The organism is Belliella kenyensis, assembly GCF_022549675.1.
GTDB lineage: Bacteria > Bacteroidota > Bacteroidia > Cytophagales > Cyclobacteriaceae > Belliella > Belliella kenyensis.
Genome location: NZ_JAKZGR010000007.1, coordinates 1 through 13,537, shown reverse-complemented (window position 1 = coordinate 13,537; position 13,537 = coordinate 1). Strand labels below are relative to the sequence as shown.

Annotated in this window: 11 protein-coding genes; 6 read left to right on the top strand and 5 right to left on the bottom strand. The window is 38.1% G+C overall.

Translation table 11 applies throughout. The features are described 5' to 3' along the window. Nucleotides 1-12: 12 nt before the first annotated feature. The 4 genes from uxaC to kduI are packed head-to-tail and all read right to left on the bottom strand — an operon-like array spanning nt 13 to nt 4,113. On the bottom strand, nt 13-1,434 hold the full coding sequence (gene uxaC / locus MM214_RS08720; RefSeq protein ID WP_241294427.1) for a glucuronate isomerase: 1,422 nt from the start codon (nt 1,432-1,434) through the stop codon (nt 13-15). Between the two features lie 26 nt (nt 1,435-1,460). Then, entirely contained in the window at nt 1,461-2,486 is a 1,026-nt protein-coding gene (locus MM214_RS08715; RefSeq protein WP_241294425.1) for a LacI family DNA-binding transcriptional regulator, read from the bottom strand. A gap of 5 nt (nt 2,487-2,491) precedes the next feature. Continuing rightward, complete coding sequence (locus tag MM214_RS08710) at nt 2,492-3,274, bottom strand: gluconate 5-dehydrogenase (protein WP_241294423.1); 783 nt, start codon at nt 3,272-3,274, stop codon at nt 2,492-2,494. Further along, entirely contained in the window at nt 3,274-4,113 is an 840-nt protein-coding gene (kduI, locus tag MM214_RS08705; RefSeq protein ID WP_241294421.1) for a 5-dehydro-4-deoxy-D-glucuronate isomerase, read from the bottom strand. The genes MM214_RS08710 and kduI overlap by 1 nt, the downstream gene beginning before the upstream one ends. Nucleotides 4,114-4,417: 304 nt before the next feature. Between kduI and MM214_RS08700 the strand changes: the two genes are divergently transcribed. Together MM214_RS08700 and MM214_RS08695 are read left to right on the top strand one after the other, a co-directional pair. Next, on the top strand, nt 4,418-5,662 hold the full coding sequence (locus MM214_RS08700; RefSeq protein ID WP_241294419.1) for a DUF4861 domain-containing protein: 1,245 nt from the start codon (nt 4,418-4,420) through the stop codon (nt 5,660-5,662). A gap of 110 nt (nt 5,663-5,772) precedes the next feature. Next, on the top strand, nt 5,773-6,468 hold the full coding sequence (locus tag MM214_RS08695) for a rhamnogalacturonan acetylesterase (RefSeq protein ID WP_241294417.1): 696 nt from the start codon (nt 5,773-5,775) through the stop codon (nt 6,466-6,468). A gap of 291 nt (nt 6,469-6,759) precedes the next feature. Here MM214_RS08695 and MM214_RS08690 read toward each other — a convergent pair whose 3' ends face one another. After that, nucleotides 6,760-7,803: an alpha/beta hydrolase gene (locus MM214_RS08690; protein ID WP_241294415.1), complete on the bottom strand. Its 1,044-nt coding sequence runs from the start codon at nt 7,801-7,803 to the stop codon at nt 6,760-6,762. 269 nt (nt 7,804-8,072) lie between these two features. Here MM214_RS08690 and MM214_RS08685 point away from each other — a divergent pair, with 269 nt between their 5' ends. The 4 genes from MM214_RS08685 (at nt 8,073) to MM214_RS08670 (ending at nt 13,299) form a co-directional block, all read left to right on the top strand. Continuing rightward, the gene (locus MM214_RS08685) at nt 8,073-8,753 is read left to right on the top strand and encodes a TetR/AcrR family transcriptional regulator (protein ID WP_241294413.1); all 681 of its coding nucleotides are present in this window, start codon (nt 8,073-8,075) and stop codon (nt 8,751-8,753) included. Further along, nucleotides 8,743-10,443: a peptidase domain-containing ABC transporter gene (locus MM214_RS08680; RefSeq protein ID WP_241294411.1), complete on the top strand. Its 1,701-nt coding sequence runs from the start codon at nt 8,743-8,745 to the stop codon at nt 10,441-10,443. Before MM214_RS08685 ends, MM214_RS08680 begins: the two co-directional genes overlap by 11 nt. Nucleotides 10,444-10,455: 12 nt before the next feature. Then, nucleotides 10,456-11,805, top strand: a complete 1,350-nt coding sequence (locus MM214_RS08675) for an HlyD family secretion protein (protein ID WP_241294409.1) — start codon at nt 10,456-10,458, stop codon at nt 11,803-11,805. A gap of 99 nt (nt 11,806-11,904) precedes the next feature. Next, nucleotides 11,905-13,299 (top strand): TolC family protein, encoded by a 1,395-nt coding sequence (locus MM214_RS08670; protein ID WP_241294407.1) that lies wholly within the window; start codon nt 11,905-11,907, stop codon nt 13,297-13,299. Nucleotides 13,300-13,537: the final 238 nt, after the last annotated feature.

The window sequence follows — 13,537 nt, the reverse complement described above, 5'->3', positions numbered from 1 at the left end:
GGATTCCGTTTATTAGAAGTTGAAATAATTTTTTGCATTGTAATAGCTGATGTCCGACACTATTTTACCTAACCAAGCTTCATCAGCTGGCAACTCACCATTAGCAACATCTTCTCCTATGAGGTTGCATAAGATTCTTCGGAAGTATTCATGTCGAGGAAATGAGAGGAAGCTTCTAGAATCTGTAAGCATACCAATAAAACAGCTGAGCAAGCCCATGTTTGAAAGGGCATTGATTTGCTTTTCCATACCATCTTTTTGATCTAAAAACCACCAAGCTGATCCGAACTGGATTTTACCTCTAATGGATCCATCATTGAAATTACCAATCATGGTAGCCATTACTTCATTTGCGGTAGGGTTGAGGTTATAAAGTATAGTCTTAGCAAGCTGATCTGTGCCATCTAGTAAATTTAGAAAACTTGCCAATGCCCGAGCTTGTGAAAAGTCACCAATTGAGTCAAAGCCAGTATCTGGTCCGAGTTTACTTAACATGCGCTCATTGGTGTTCCTAAGTGCACCCAGGTGAAACTGTTGCGTCCAACCTTTTGTGTGATACATTTTGCACAGTTCATACAAGGTGTAAAATTTAAAGTATTGGGTTTCTTCTACACTTAAAATTTTGCCACTAAGGACATTGGTGAATAAAGTGCTGATGTCGTAGCTTCCCAATTCAAAATAATAGAGTTGTTCAAGTCCGTGGTCAGACAATGTCCCTCCATGATTGTGAAAATGATCAATTCTATTTTGTAATGCAGCTAGTAAGTCATTGTAGTTTTTAATCTCGATGCTTGAAACCTCAGAAAGTTGTGAAATATATGCTTTGAAGGCAGCGGGATTTTCTACTGCATAGACCTTGTCAGGTCTGAATGCTGGAAACAATTTCGTGTCAGGGCTACTGCTTTCGGCGATTTTGTGATATTCTAGACTATCAATAGGATCATCTGTAGAGCAAACTATTTCTACATTCATCTTTTTCAACAAACCTTGGGTGTGGTATGCTGGCGATTGAAGTTTTGCAGTGGTTTCATCATAGACACTCTTTGCATTGTCAGGCCCTAGTAAATCTGTGATGTCAAAGTATCGTTGCAGCTCAAGGTGTGTCCAATGGTAAAGGGGATTTCTTAAAGTGTAAGGAACTGCTTCTGCCCATTTGGTGAATTTTTCCTCATCTGTAGCAGCTCCAGTGATGAATCTCTCATCTATTCCAAGTGTACGCATTGCTCTCCACTTATAGTGATCACCAGCAAGCCAAACTTCAGAGGTGTTGTTGAACTTTCTGTTGGTAGCGATATCGTGTGGAGAGAGGTGACAGTGATAGTCTATTATTGGAAGTTTTGAGGCGTAATCATGGTATAGAATTTTTGCGAATTCACTTTTTAGCAAAAAGTCTTTAGTGAGAAATTTGCTAGAGTTTTTTGTAGCTGAGATCATTTTATAATTGAAAATTGATGAAATAATTAGCTTTTGTTCAGAGAAGATTCTCTGATGATTAGTTCTGGTTTCAGAACCGTTTTATGGGTAGCTTTCTTATTGTTTTCTGATTTGAGTAATTCGAAGAAGGTCTCCGCAGTTACTCTTCCCATTGGAATACTCTTTTGATCTACGGTTGTGATGGGTGGAGCAGTGAAAGAGGTAAAAGGTTCATTTCCAAAACCTGCAAGTTTTACTTGATCAGGTACGGAGATTTTATGTTCTCTAAGTACCTGCATCGCACCCATAGCAGCATAGTCAGAAGATGAAAAGACAGCATCAAAACTTACTCCTTTGCGGATGATTTTTTCCATTGATATTCTTCCATCTTCAAGTTGCATGTTACCTTCCTCAACCAAGTCAGGATCAAGGGGGATTTTAGCTTCTTTGAGTGCATCTTCATAGCCCCTTAGCCTCTCTCTATAGATGTTGATTTTCTTTGGTGAAGTCAAATGAACAATTCTTTTGCAGCCTTGATCAATGAGGTGCCTTGTGACTTCGTATGCTCCCTGATAATCATCAATTACCACTTGACTTACATCTAGCTCATTGGTAATCCTATCAAAGAGTATGAGAGGAATGCCCTTGTCAAGCACTTTTTTGAAATGATCAAATGTATCGGTGTTTTTCCCAATCGAGGCAATGATGCCATCCACTCGTGCATTGAGAAGGGCATCTACAGTCTGTACTTCTTTTTCAAAATCTTCATAAGATTGTGAAATGATAACCTTGTAATCTAGCTCATTGGCAATTTCCTCTATCCCCCTTACGACAGAGGAGAAGAAATTTCGGTTGGCAGTAGGCACAAGGACACCGATCAATTTGCTCTTTCCACTCCTCAAGGCAGAGGCGATATGATTTGGCTGATAATTGAGCTGTTTAGCCATTTTAATTACCTGCTTTTTGGTGTTTTCTGAAATCCTCGGGTTGTCATTCAGTGCACGTGAAACAGTCGAAGCTGTGATATTCAACTTTTCAGCGATATCATGTATCGTCGCCTTGCCTTTTTTCATAAATATTAATCTTGTGGCTTACCTATGGTGGCAAGAATGCCGCCATCTACATAAAGAATTTGTCCATTGACAAAGTCGCTGGCTTTACTACTTAAGAATACTACAGCACCAGCCAAGTCACTTGGGTCTCCCCATCTGCCCGCAGGGGTTCGGCTAATAATCCAGTCGTTGAATGGGTGGCCATCTACTCTTATCGGGGCTGTTTGTTCCGTTGCAAAATATCCTGGCCCAATGCCGTTCACTTGAATATTGTATTTTGCCCATTCTGTGGCTAAGTTTCTTGTCAACATTTTGAGACCACCCTTAGCGGCAGCATATGCACTTACAGTGTCTCTTCCTAGCTCACTCATCATAGAGCAAATATTGATGATCTTTCCTCCACCTCTTTTTACCATTGATTTGGCAACTGCTTGAGCTAAGATGAATGGAGATACCAGATCCACATCAACGACTTTCCTGAAATCATCAGGTTCCATTTCTAGTGCTGGTACACGCATGATCACTCCAGCATTGTTCACCAATATGGCTATGGGACCCAAATCTTCTTCAATTTGGGCAATGTTTTGGTTGACAGCACTCACATCTGTGACGTCAAAAAGGTAACCTTTGGCATCGATGCCCTCATTTTTATAAGCTTCAAGTGCTGCTTCCATTTTGGAAGGAGTGTGTCCGTTGATTACCAATGTGGCGCCATGCTCGGCAAGTGCTTTGGCCATCGCCATTCCCAATCCGTGGGTTGCTCCCGTTACTAGAGCAACTTTTCCTTTGATATCGAATAGATCTGTCATTATTTTAATGCTATAGGTGCTACTGTATCCATATCTCCATAATCCAAGTTTTCACCAGCCATACCCCATATAAACGTATAGTTTGATGTGCCAGCGCCACTATGAATTGACCAAGGTGGAGAGATAACGGCCTGATGCTTTTTCATCCATATATGCCTAGTCTCCTCTGGCTGCCCCATGTAGTGACATACTGCTTGATCTTCATTCATGTCAAAATAGAAATACGCTTCCATTCTTCTATCATGGGTGTGAGCAGGCATGGTATTCCATACAGAGCCTGGCTTCAATTCAGTCATTCCCATTTGTAGTTGGCAAGTAGGGACCACAGAGTTTACAAGGAGCTTGTAGATAGTTCTATGGTTAGAATTTTCTAAAGCGCCTAAGGTTACAACTTCTGCATCTTTTTGACTCACTTTTTTGGTAGGGAAAGTTTTGTGCGCAGGTGCGGAGTTGAAATACAAATAGGACTTGCCTTCAGTGGAAGGGTGGAAAACCACATCTTTTGCTCCTTGTCCTATATAAAGTGCCTCTTTGTGAGCAAGCTCGAAGGTATCTCCATCCACTTCAATTTTTGTGGGTGCACCTACATTGATGATACCAATTTCTCTTCTTTCTAAAAAGTATGAAGCTTTGAGTTGATCTACAGTTTCTAAACTTAAAGCTTTGTTTACAGGATGAATTCCACCTACAATAAGGCGATCATTGAGTGTGTATACACCGTTGATCTGATCTTCTACAAAAAGATTCTCAATTAAGAAATGTTCTCTGAGTTGGGAAGTGTCATAGTTTTTGACATCTGCAGGGTGATTTGCGTATCTGGTTTCTATGTTAGTATGCATAATTTATCTTTATGTAATCGTTTGCGCAATATAGTGTATTCTGTCTCAAAGTTGCAAAGGATTGATTGAATTATTATATGTCCATTTTTTTCAAATTTTCGCAAAATTAAATTTCCTAAAAATCTGATTTGATAATTATTTATCGATTATTAAATTTTTATTATTTAATTCTTTTTTAAAATTGATTAATACTTTTTATATATGCAATCGATTGCCTATATATAATTGATTTGCGCACTCAAGTGTGCAATTGCAGTGCAAAAAATATGAATGATCAAACCCTATATTTATGCTAAATTTATTTATGAAAAAACGAACTATCCTCTATCTTTTTCTTTTCTGTATGACAGCTTGCGGGACGCAAAGCGAAGATGTTAGTGATGCTTTTTTAGCATTGAAAGTAACCAATCCTTCTGATGCTATGAGAGTTGATCAGTTAGTTTGGGTTGAAATATCTCATATTCAAGACAATCTTGACGTTGTCAATGACAAAGGATTCACTGCATACATTGGAAACATTGAACTGGCGTCTCAATTTGTCAGAGAAGGAGAGCAACAAGGTCTGGCAATTTTGATTCCTGAGATACAAGGTAAAGAGACACTCTCTGTAAAAGTGATTTATGATGATGAAAGGAAAGAAGGGCGCTTCTATCCCAAAAGGACGCAGGCCGAGCTTTCTCATAAATTTGGAGGGTATTTTGAGAACCGAAAGTACATTGGTGGTGAATTTCAGAATGTAAAAGAACTGCATGTGCCCAAAGAGCATACCGAACACTCATGGTATATTAAATATGAAGGGCCAGGATGGGAGTCTGATAAAGTAGCCTATAGATTCTATCTCGATTGGAGAAATGGGGTGGATGTATTTGGCAAAAGGATAAACGAACCTGTTCTTCAAAATGTGGGAATAAGCAATTTTGACTCTTATCACGATTTACATGATTGGGGTATGGATGTCTTGAAGGTAGGTCAATCTCTGGGCGTCGGTTCTATAGCTACATGGGAAGGAAATAAGGCTAGAAGAGTAGATGTGACTGATAGCCTTTATGCCGCTGTTACTAATGATGGGGCTATATTTTCTTCTGTTTTGACTAAATATTATGGTTGGGATGTAGCCACTGGAAAGACAGACTTGACTTCAAACCTAAGCATCCATGCAGGAAGCCGATTGAGTGAGCAGCGACTACATAGTAGTGAATCAATTCCAACCATAGCTACTGGTTTGATCAAAGATCAGTTGGCAGAAGTGATCCAGAGTAGAGATGATAAAGCATATAGCTACTTGGCTACCTATGGTAAGCAAAGCTTAAATGATGATAATCTGGGTATTGCGATTTTTTATAAAACAAATCAAAAACTGACAGTAACTGAAGATGATCACTCTCATGTAGTAGTGCTCAAGCCAGAAGCTAATCAGATCAAATATTATTTCGCAGCTGCATGGGAGCTAGAACATGAGGGTATCAAAACACGAGAAGATTTTCAGTCTTATCTTGATCAAGTAGTGGAAGAGCTATCGAATCCATTGGTCGTAGAGTTGAATAAGTAGAAGTGCCCTTAGGTTTTTATGTGGTTAGTTTTCAATAATCTAGGTATCAAATGTTAAGCAAAATTTTGTTTATCCTAACCTTATTCTTGTTTTGTTTTCATAGAAATGAGATGGGAAATAAAAGAAAAGTAACCTTGTTCTTGATTGGAGATTCAACTTTGGCAGACAAACCCTACGCAGGTAGCAATCCCGAGAAAGGCTGGGGTCAAGTTTTACCACTATACTTCGATGAGGGGATTGTTGTTGAAAATCATGCCGTCAATGGAAGGAGTACTAAAAGCTTTAGAGATGAAGGGCGATGGGATACAATTTTAGCCAAAATCCAAAAGGATGATTATGTCTTAATTGAATTTGGACATAATGATCAAAAAGTCAATTCCCCAGATAGATACGCTGAAGCTGATACAGACTTCCGAAATAATTTGATCCGATATGTGGAGGAAAGTAGAAAGAAAGGAGCCTTACCTATTTTGGCAACTCCTATTTCGAGACGAAGCTTTGATGGAAAAGGGGACTTGATAGATACACATGGAAGATACTCTGAGGTAGTTCGTGAAGTATCTGAGGCATATGGCGTTCCCTTATTAGATTTACATTTACGGACAATCGATGTCATAGATCAGTTTGGTGTAGAGAAATCAAAAGAGTTGTTTCTTCATTTTAAACCAGGAGACTATGAGCAATTTCCTTATGGTATAGAAGACAATACGCATCTTTCGGCAACTGGGGCGTTCAAAGTTGCAGATCTGGCAGTGCAAGAACTGAAAAAGCATATACCAGAGATAGGTGTTTATTTGAAGAATTGATTTATTGAAAGTTCTACTTTTGAATTTAATAATATCATTTTTGCCAAAAGCTATATGCAGCACCTACTAGCCTTTTAAATCACCTTTATTCGAAGAGGGGAAAAATTAAAGTCAAATTTATTTAGAATAATTCTAAATAAATTTGACTTTCTCAAGATCATCTTGCATCTTTACATCAGCAACGACAAAGACCAATTTTAAGTCCTGGGTTTGGCTGACATAAATAGTGCATTTGGGTTTATTTGCAACTAAATTATAAACGCTAGATTCCAGGCACTAATTTTTTAAGTATCAATAACTATCTACTAATTTTCCCTCCTCAATTATCATATTTGGTTTGCTGACTTTAGCCTTTTGTTCCAAGAATTGAATCGTTTCATTCAATACATTTTGCCAATCTTTTGAAGTGATATCAGAGGCTATCACGTGATCTCTAGCTTCTGGAAAAGCAATTTTAGCTTTTAAGGAGTCCGCAGTATTTACTTGGTCAAACATAGCTATCATCTTGGGGACTGAAACTACAAAGTCCTGTTCCTGATCATTTTTATAATAATAGCCAAGAAAAAGTGGTTGATGGATATTGGCAAAAGTACCTTGATGCATGGTACTTTTCAGTAGGACGGCAAGACTTTCGTAGCCATTGACATGGTAGTTGTCTGACCAATATTTAGCTTTATCTCCTGTTCGGTTTATTGTTTGTACACCATTGGGGAACATGAATTTTTCTGCATAAGTTTTGACCCATGGTTGGAAGAATTGGTCAAGTTGATCACCCCATACGGCAATAGCTGGTGAATACAACACTACGGCCTTGATGTCTGGACGTTCGGCTGCGAGATTTAGTGCCAAAGCACCTCCCATAGATGTACCAATCACGATGACACTATCCCCAAGACTCTTGCCAATCATAAAAGCTTCTCTAGCACTTTCCATCAATTTGGCGGCACTTAGGTGCTTCATTGCATCATCTCTTTGGATACCGTGCTCAGGTAGCCTTACTAAGAAAAGGTTTGATTCAAAATGAGCAGCTACTTCTCTGTTCACAGGATTGCCCTCCATTTCACTGGCGCCAAATCCATGAATATAAACGATGCTATATTTTGTCTTTTGTTTATTTGCACTATCAGCCCAGATGATTTTTGCTTCATTGTTTGGTTTTAGCCCACTAATAGTATCTTCTCTATGTTTTATGAAATCTTCCAAAGCTGATAAATCTTCTGTAACCGTAGGGTAAGTACCATCGAGTCTCTCAATGGAAGCTTTTGGACCTACTGCATAAGCTATGACCAAAGTAATGGCTATAGCCATGATGAAAGGAATGATTTTTTTTAGCATATTATGTTTAGTTGAATGCTTTTCGATTTGAATGTAAATATAGCGTTTACTGGATCTTTTATCTTGGGATTTGCTGATTAATAATATTTATTTGAAAGTTTATATTTTTGAAATATTGTCATAATATAAAGATAATCAATTGTTTACTTTTTTTGTTTTACCCTTATGAATAGTAATTGTTAAGCTTTTGTTAGTATTACAAACAAAATCATCATTTTTGTAAACTATTTCAAATAGGTTCTCGTTAGTAGGTAAGTTTGTAATGTTTTATGGAAAGATTACTTAAGAATATTCGTGTAGACGTCAATGATAAGATCTACATGAAGGATCCCTTTAGTTCTGAATTAGGTCGAGAGATCGTGAATCATAGCTTGGATTTGATTCCAGAGCTTGGACTTGAACATTTTACTTTTAAGAAACTTGCGAGCAGGGTAGGTTGCACGGAAACTGCCATTTACCGATATTTCGAAAACAAGCACAAGCTTATGTTGTTCTTGACCCTATGGTACTGGGGTTTTCTTGAGCAGAATTTGATTCTATCTACCATGAATCTCAAAGATCCCATCAAAAGGTTGAATATAGCTATAGAAATTTTAGTCAAAGGACCTGTATACAAGGATAACGATTTTGTAGATCCAGTTTCGTTAAAGAAACTAATTATAGATGAATCTACCAAAGCCTACATGACCAAGGATGTTGATGATGATTATAAAAATGGTTTCTTTAACTTGTATCACAGGTTGGGAGAGCGTATAGCAAGCATTATTTTAGAGATCAACCCAAAATATGAATTTCCTAAAACTCTAGTATCTACTGTGATGGAGTCTAGTCTCCTTCAGTCGTATTATTCAGAGCATATACCTAGCCTCACCGATATTCATCCAATGGATAGTAAGCGAGTTGAGTTTTTCCAGCAATTAGTATTTAAAGCCATAGAAAATGAAAATTGAAGCAGCACTGACACCTCTAAAGCGGTTTCTCAGATTTCTTAAAGAGGAAAAAAGAGACGTCTATGCGATTTATTTCTATGCCATTCTCAATGGTATAGTTGCTCTTAGTTTACCATTAGGTATTCAAGCGATTTTGAATTTTATCCTAGGAGGAAGGATTAGTACATCTTGGATATTGTTAGTAGTAGTGGTTGGAGCGGGGATTTCTTTTGGAGGCTTTTTACAGATTAGCCAATTGTATCTGACGGAGAAGCTTCAGCAAAGGATTTTCACCAAGTCAGGCTTTAGCTTTGCATATAGATTACCAAGGCTTAAATTGGACAATTTACACGATAAACATGCTCCAGATTTGGTCAATAGGTTCTTTGATGCTGTGAATTTGCAAAAGGGAATGTCGAAGATTTTGATTGACTTTTCTGCGGCTTCGATTCAGGTGGTATTCGGTCTGATATTATTGGCATTCTACCATCCCTTTTTTATTATTTTTGGTTTTATACTGATCTTACTATTGGTTTTGGTGTTTTATTATACCAGCCCACAAGGTATGGAAACTTCACTCAAGGAGTCTACATCGAAATATAAAGTAGCTTATTGGCTGGAAGAGATTGGTAGGACCATGGCTACTTTCAAGCTTGCAGGTAACTCCAAGCTACCATTTATGAGAGTGGATAAGCTACTTCAGACTTATGTTGATTACAGGAACAAGCACTTTTCAGTTTTGATTTTCCAGTACAAGATTCTTATTGTCTTCAAAGTACTTATTGTTTGTTCATTGTTGGTTGCGGGTAGTTTGTTGCTGATCAATAATGAAATCAGTATCGGGCAATTTGTAGCAGCCGAAATAATTATTGTATTGGTAGTAAACTCAGTTGAAAAGTTGATTTTGACTTTGGAGACTATATATGATACATTGACTGCTACAGAGAAGATTGGCCAAATCATGGATTTGCCTGTAGAGCGTATAGAAGGTACTGACAAATCCCTTACTTCTGAGTTTAAGGGCTTGGAGTTCAGTATAAAAAACCTCTCTTATAATTCAAGAGATATGCAATCAAACATCTTAGATGATGTTACCTTTCACCTCGGTACAGGAGAGAAGATAGCATTGACGGGAACAAGTGGTAGTGGTAAAAGTACTTTGATGTACCTCATGGCAGGTTTGTATTCTGATTATAAAGGTAAAATACTTGTCAATGGCTTACCTATTGATACCATGAATCTGGACAAGTTCAGAAGCTTTGTAGGAGATTCATTGACTCATCAATCCATATTCCATGGTTCAATTTATGAAAATATTACGCTGGGTAAGGAAGTAGAAAATAGTCAACTCAAAGAAATCATTGAGTTGGTAGGCTTGAAAGAATATATTTTTGCTCTTCCAGATGATGTAGATACCATTTTGATGCCTGAAGGTAAAGGTTTGAGTAAAAAGACCATAAGTAAAATTATCATGGCGAGGTGTCTGGTAGGATCTCCGAAAGCTTTGATCTTAGAAGATTTGTTTAGCTACTTTGATAATGAGCTCAAGCAAAAGGTTGGTGACTATATATTGAGTGGTACTTGGACTACCGTTATGGTAACTGATGATGTTGAGTTGCTGAAAAAGGCACCTAGGATCATTGAGCTGAGTGAAGGTAAGATTGCCTTTGATGGTCCTAGTGATGCATATTTTGAATTTAAAAATCTTTAATCTGCATAGAAGATGTTAAATATTTCAAGAAATAACGTAGAGAAGAAGGTTTCATTTGATGGGTTCAAGAGCTTAATTATGACTGAACCCTCCAATCAAAGTAGAAAGCGAGTTAGAATTTTACTTTGGGTAGTACTTGCGGTTGTTTTGATGGTGTTTTTGCCATGGACACAGAATGTCAGATCCAATGGCTATGTCACAGCGTTGCGTCCAGATCAACGACCTCAGACAGTGCATTCGATCATTGCAGGAAGGATAGAGAAGTGGTATGTGTCAGAAGGTGATTACGTAAGTAAGGGGGATACTATTTTGATGATTTCAGAAGTGAAGGATGATTACTTTGACCCCTTGCTCTTAGAGAGGACGCAACTTCAAGTGGATGCGAAGAACTTATCAGCAAAATCTTATGAGCAAAAAGTAAAAGCACAACAAGCGCAGATAGATGCGCTAAGGTCAAATAATGTTCTGCGAAAAGAACAGGCTACAAATAGATTGAGAATGGCTGAATTGAAAGTTACTTCTGATAGTATTCGATTTGAACAAGCCAAAGTAAACTATGCGATTGGTGAAGAGCAGCTTCAAAGGGCAGAAGTCTTGCTTCAGGAAGGACTTAGGTCTTTGACTGATTTTGAAGCACGTAAGCTAAGGTTTCAAGAAGTACAAGCTGGCTTGATAGCTTCAGAAAACACCTTGCTTAGCTCTCGGAATGAGCTCATTGCAGCGCAGATAGAATTGAATGCCATAGACAATGACTTCAAAGATAGAATGGCTAAGGCAGAGTCAGATATGTATTCTGCTATGTCGTCCCAGTTTGATTCAGAAGCAGCTGCTACCAAGCTTTCCAATCAATATACCAATTATGAATTCAGGACCGGCTTTAGGTATATCCTCGCTCCACAAGATGGCTATGTAACTCAAGCTATTCAAGTAGGTATCGGAGAGACTATCAAAGAGGGTGCAGAGATCATTAGCATTTTGCCAGCAGACGCTCAGCTAGCAGTAGAAATGTATGTAGATCCTGTGGATCTTCCTTTGTTACGCCCAGGGAACAAAGTAAGGTTTATCTTTGATGGATGGCCAGCGATAGTATTCTCTGGCTGGCCTCAACTCTCAAATGGGACATTTGGTGGGAAGGTAAAAGCCATCGACAATTTTACAGGCCCAAATAACAGGTATAGGGTATTGGTAGTGGAAGATCCAGAAGAAGATCCATGGCCATATGCATTAAAGATCGGTTCTGGTGCAGATGGGATCGCACTCTTAAACGATGTACCTATCTGGTATGAGATATGGCGACAGCTTAATGGTTTCCCAGCAGACTATTACACCAGAAAAGAAAAACTAGCAAACCAGAAAAAGTAATTGATATTGGAATCTTGCCTGATAATAAGTTTCTATTTAAAGAAATGAATTTTGAAAGGGAAAATTCATCGTATCGGTTTAAAGAAGAATTATAAACATATGAAGTATTTAGCTGGTATTTGTTTGAGCTTGATCCTCATAGGGACTAATCAGTCAGTAGTCGCTCAGGAGATGCTCAGCTATGAGCAGTTCTTAGAGTGGGTTAGATTTTATCATCCTGTAGCAAGGCAAGCTGATATCAACTTGAGATTTGGTGATCAAGAATTATTGATGGCTAGGGGAGGTTTTGATCCTAAACTCTATGGGAATTATGATAACAAGGATTTCAATGGTATAGAATATTATGACAAAAGAGAGGCTGGTATAGTCGTGCCCACCATGGCTGGTGTGGAGCTGAAGGGAGTCTTTGAACAAAATTCAGGAACTTATCTTAATAGAGAAAGGACTGTACCAAATAATGGTTTGATTGCAGCTGGTGCATCAGTGAATTTAGGTCAGGGATTATTCATTGATCAAAGAAGAGCCACTTTAAGGCAAGCAGAAATCTACCGTGAGTTGACACAATCTGAAAGGCAGCTTTTTCTCAATGATCTTTTCGTAGAGACTACTGAAAGCTACTGGGACTGGGCCACAGCATATCAAAACATGGTGATCCTTGAAGAAAGCGTTGAACTGGCTCAAATAAGATTGGAAGCTGTGAAAGAAAGTTATAGACTAGGAGAACTTCCCGCTATAGATACAATCGAAGCCTATACTCAGGTTTTGAATAGGGTTTATAGGTTTCAATCATCGCAAATCGATTTTATCAATGCGTCTCAAAATTTGAGTACGCATCTTTGGGATCAAGATGGTGAACCTATGATCCTAGTAGACACAGTCTATCCCCAAAATGTCCTAGAGCCTTTAGAGCTTCCTTATGATGAAATTTCCCTGAGAACTCTGGTAAATGACCATCCAGTCATAAGGATTACAGACTTCGAACTTGCTAGTTTGGATGTAGAGAGGAGATGGAAAGCTGAACAATTGAAGCCTGTGGTGAAAGTCAATTATAACTTTCTTACAGAGTCAGTAGGGCAGTTCAATGAATCTCAATTCTTTGAAAATAATTACAAATGGGGTTTTACAGTCTCTACACCACTTTTTCTTAGAAAAGAAAGGGGAGGACTTGGTCTGACCAAAGCAAAAATAGATTTCAAACAAAATGATAGAGATCTCAAGTTTGTGCAGCTCCAAGCAAAATTGGAGGCAGAAATTAATGGTTTTCAGATTTTAGGTGAGCAGCTTAATGTTTTCAATGCAAATATCCTAGGCCTAGAGCGCTTACTTGAAGGTGAACAAACGAGATTCAGAATTGGTGAAAGTTCGCTATTCTTGATCAATGCGCGAGAGGTTAGTGTATTAGATGGCAGACTTACCCTCAATGATCTTGCTGCAAAGCGTAAAAAAGCTTATGCAAAAATGTTGAATGCAGCAGGTATTGGTTTTGTTGAATAGAAAATCAAATATTTATTTTAGCAAGTTTTAAGCTAATCCTATTGATCTTAAAAGTATCATTTGACAAAAATAAGTGTGCCTTCCTATCTATTTTATGTTCAAAACATTAAGTAGGGCTTCTTGCTTAATTATTAACTAACTGATAATCAGTAAAATAATTAACAAAAACATAACACAAAAACCCCGAATTTGGCTGTTCCCAGCTTTTTTCGGGGTTTTCTTTTTTGTATTTTAAGGT

Bases quoted from the DNA above. Each gene is read 5' to 3' on its own strand.
- kduI (WP_241294421.1), bottom strand. From the start codon at position 4,113: ATGCATACTAACATAGAAACCAGATACGCAAATCACCCTGCAGATGTC.
- MM214_RS08700 (WP_241294419.1), top strand. From the start codon at position 4,418: ATGAAAAAACGAACTATCCTCTATCTTTTTCTTTTCTGTATGACAGCT.
- MM214_RS08685 (WP_241294413.1), top strand. From the start codon at position 8,073: ATGGAAAGATTACTTAAGAATATTCGTGTAGACGTCAATGATAAGATC.
- MM214_RS08690 (WP_241294415.1), bottom strand. From the start codon at position 7,803: ATGCTAAAAAAAATCATTCCTTTCATCATGGCTATAGCCATTACTTTG.
- MM214_RS08675 (WP_241294409.1), top strand. From the start codon at position 10,456: ATGTTAAATATTTCAAGAAATAACGTAGAGAAGAAGGTTTCATTTGAT.
- MM214_RS08715 (WP_241294425.1), bottom strand. From the start codon at position 2,486: ATGAAAAAAGGCAAGGCGACGATACATGATATCGCTGAAAAGTTGAAT.
- MM214_RS08670 (WP_241294407.1), top strand. From the start codon at position 11,905: ATGAAGTATTTAGCTGGTATTTGTTTGAGCTTGATCCTCATAGGGACT.
- MM214_RS08695 (WP_241294417.1), top strand. From the start codon at position 5,773: ATGGGAAATAAAAGAAAAGTAACCTTGTTCTTGATTGGAGATTCAACT.
- MM214_RS08710 (WP_241294423.1), bottom strand. From the start codon at position 3,274: ATGACAGATCTATTCGATATCAAAGGAAAAGTTGCTCTAGTAACGGGA.
- uxaC (WP_241294427.1), bottom strand. From the start codon at position 1,434: ATGATCTCAGCTACAAAAAACTCTAGCAAATTTCTCACTAAAGACTTT.
- MM214_RS08680 (WP_241294411.1), top strand. From the start codon at position 8,743: ATGAAAATTGAAGCAGCACTGACACCTCTAAAGCGGTTTCTCAGATTT.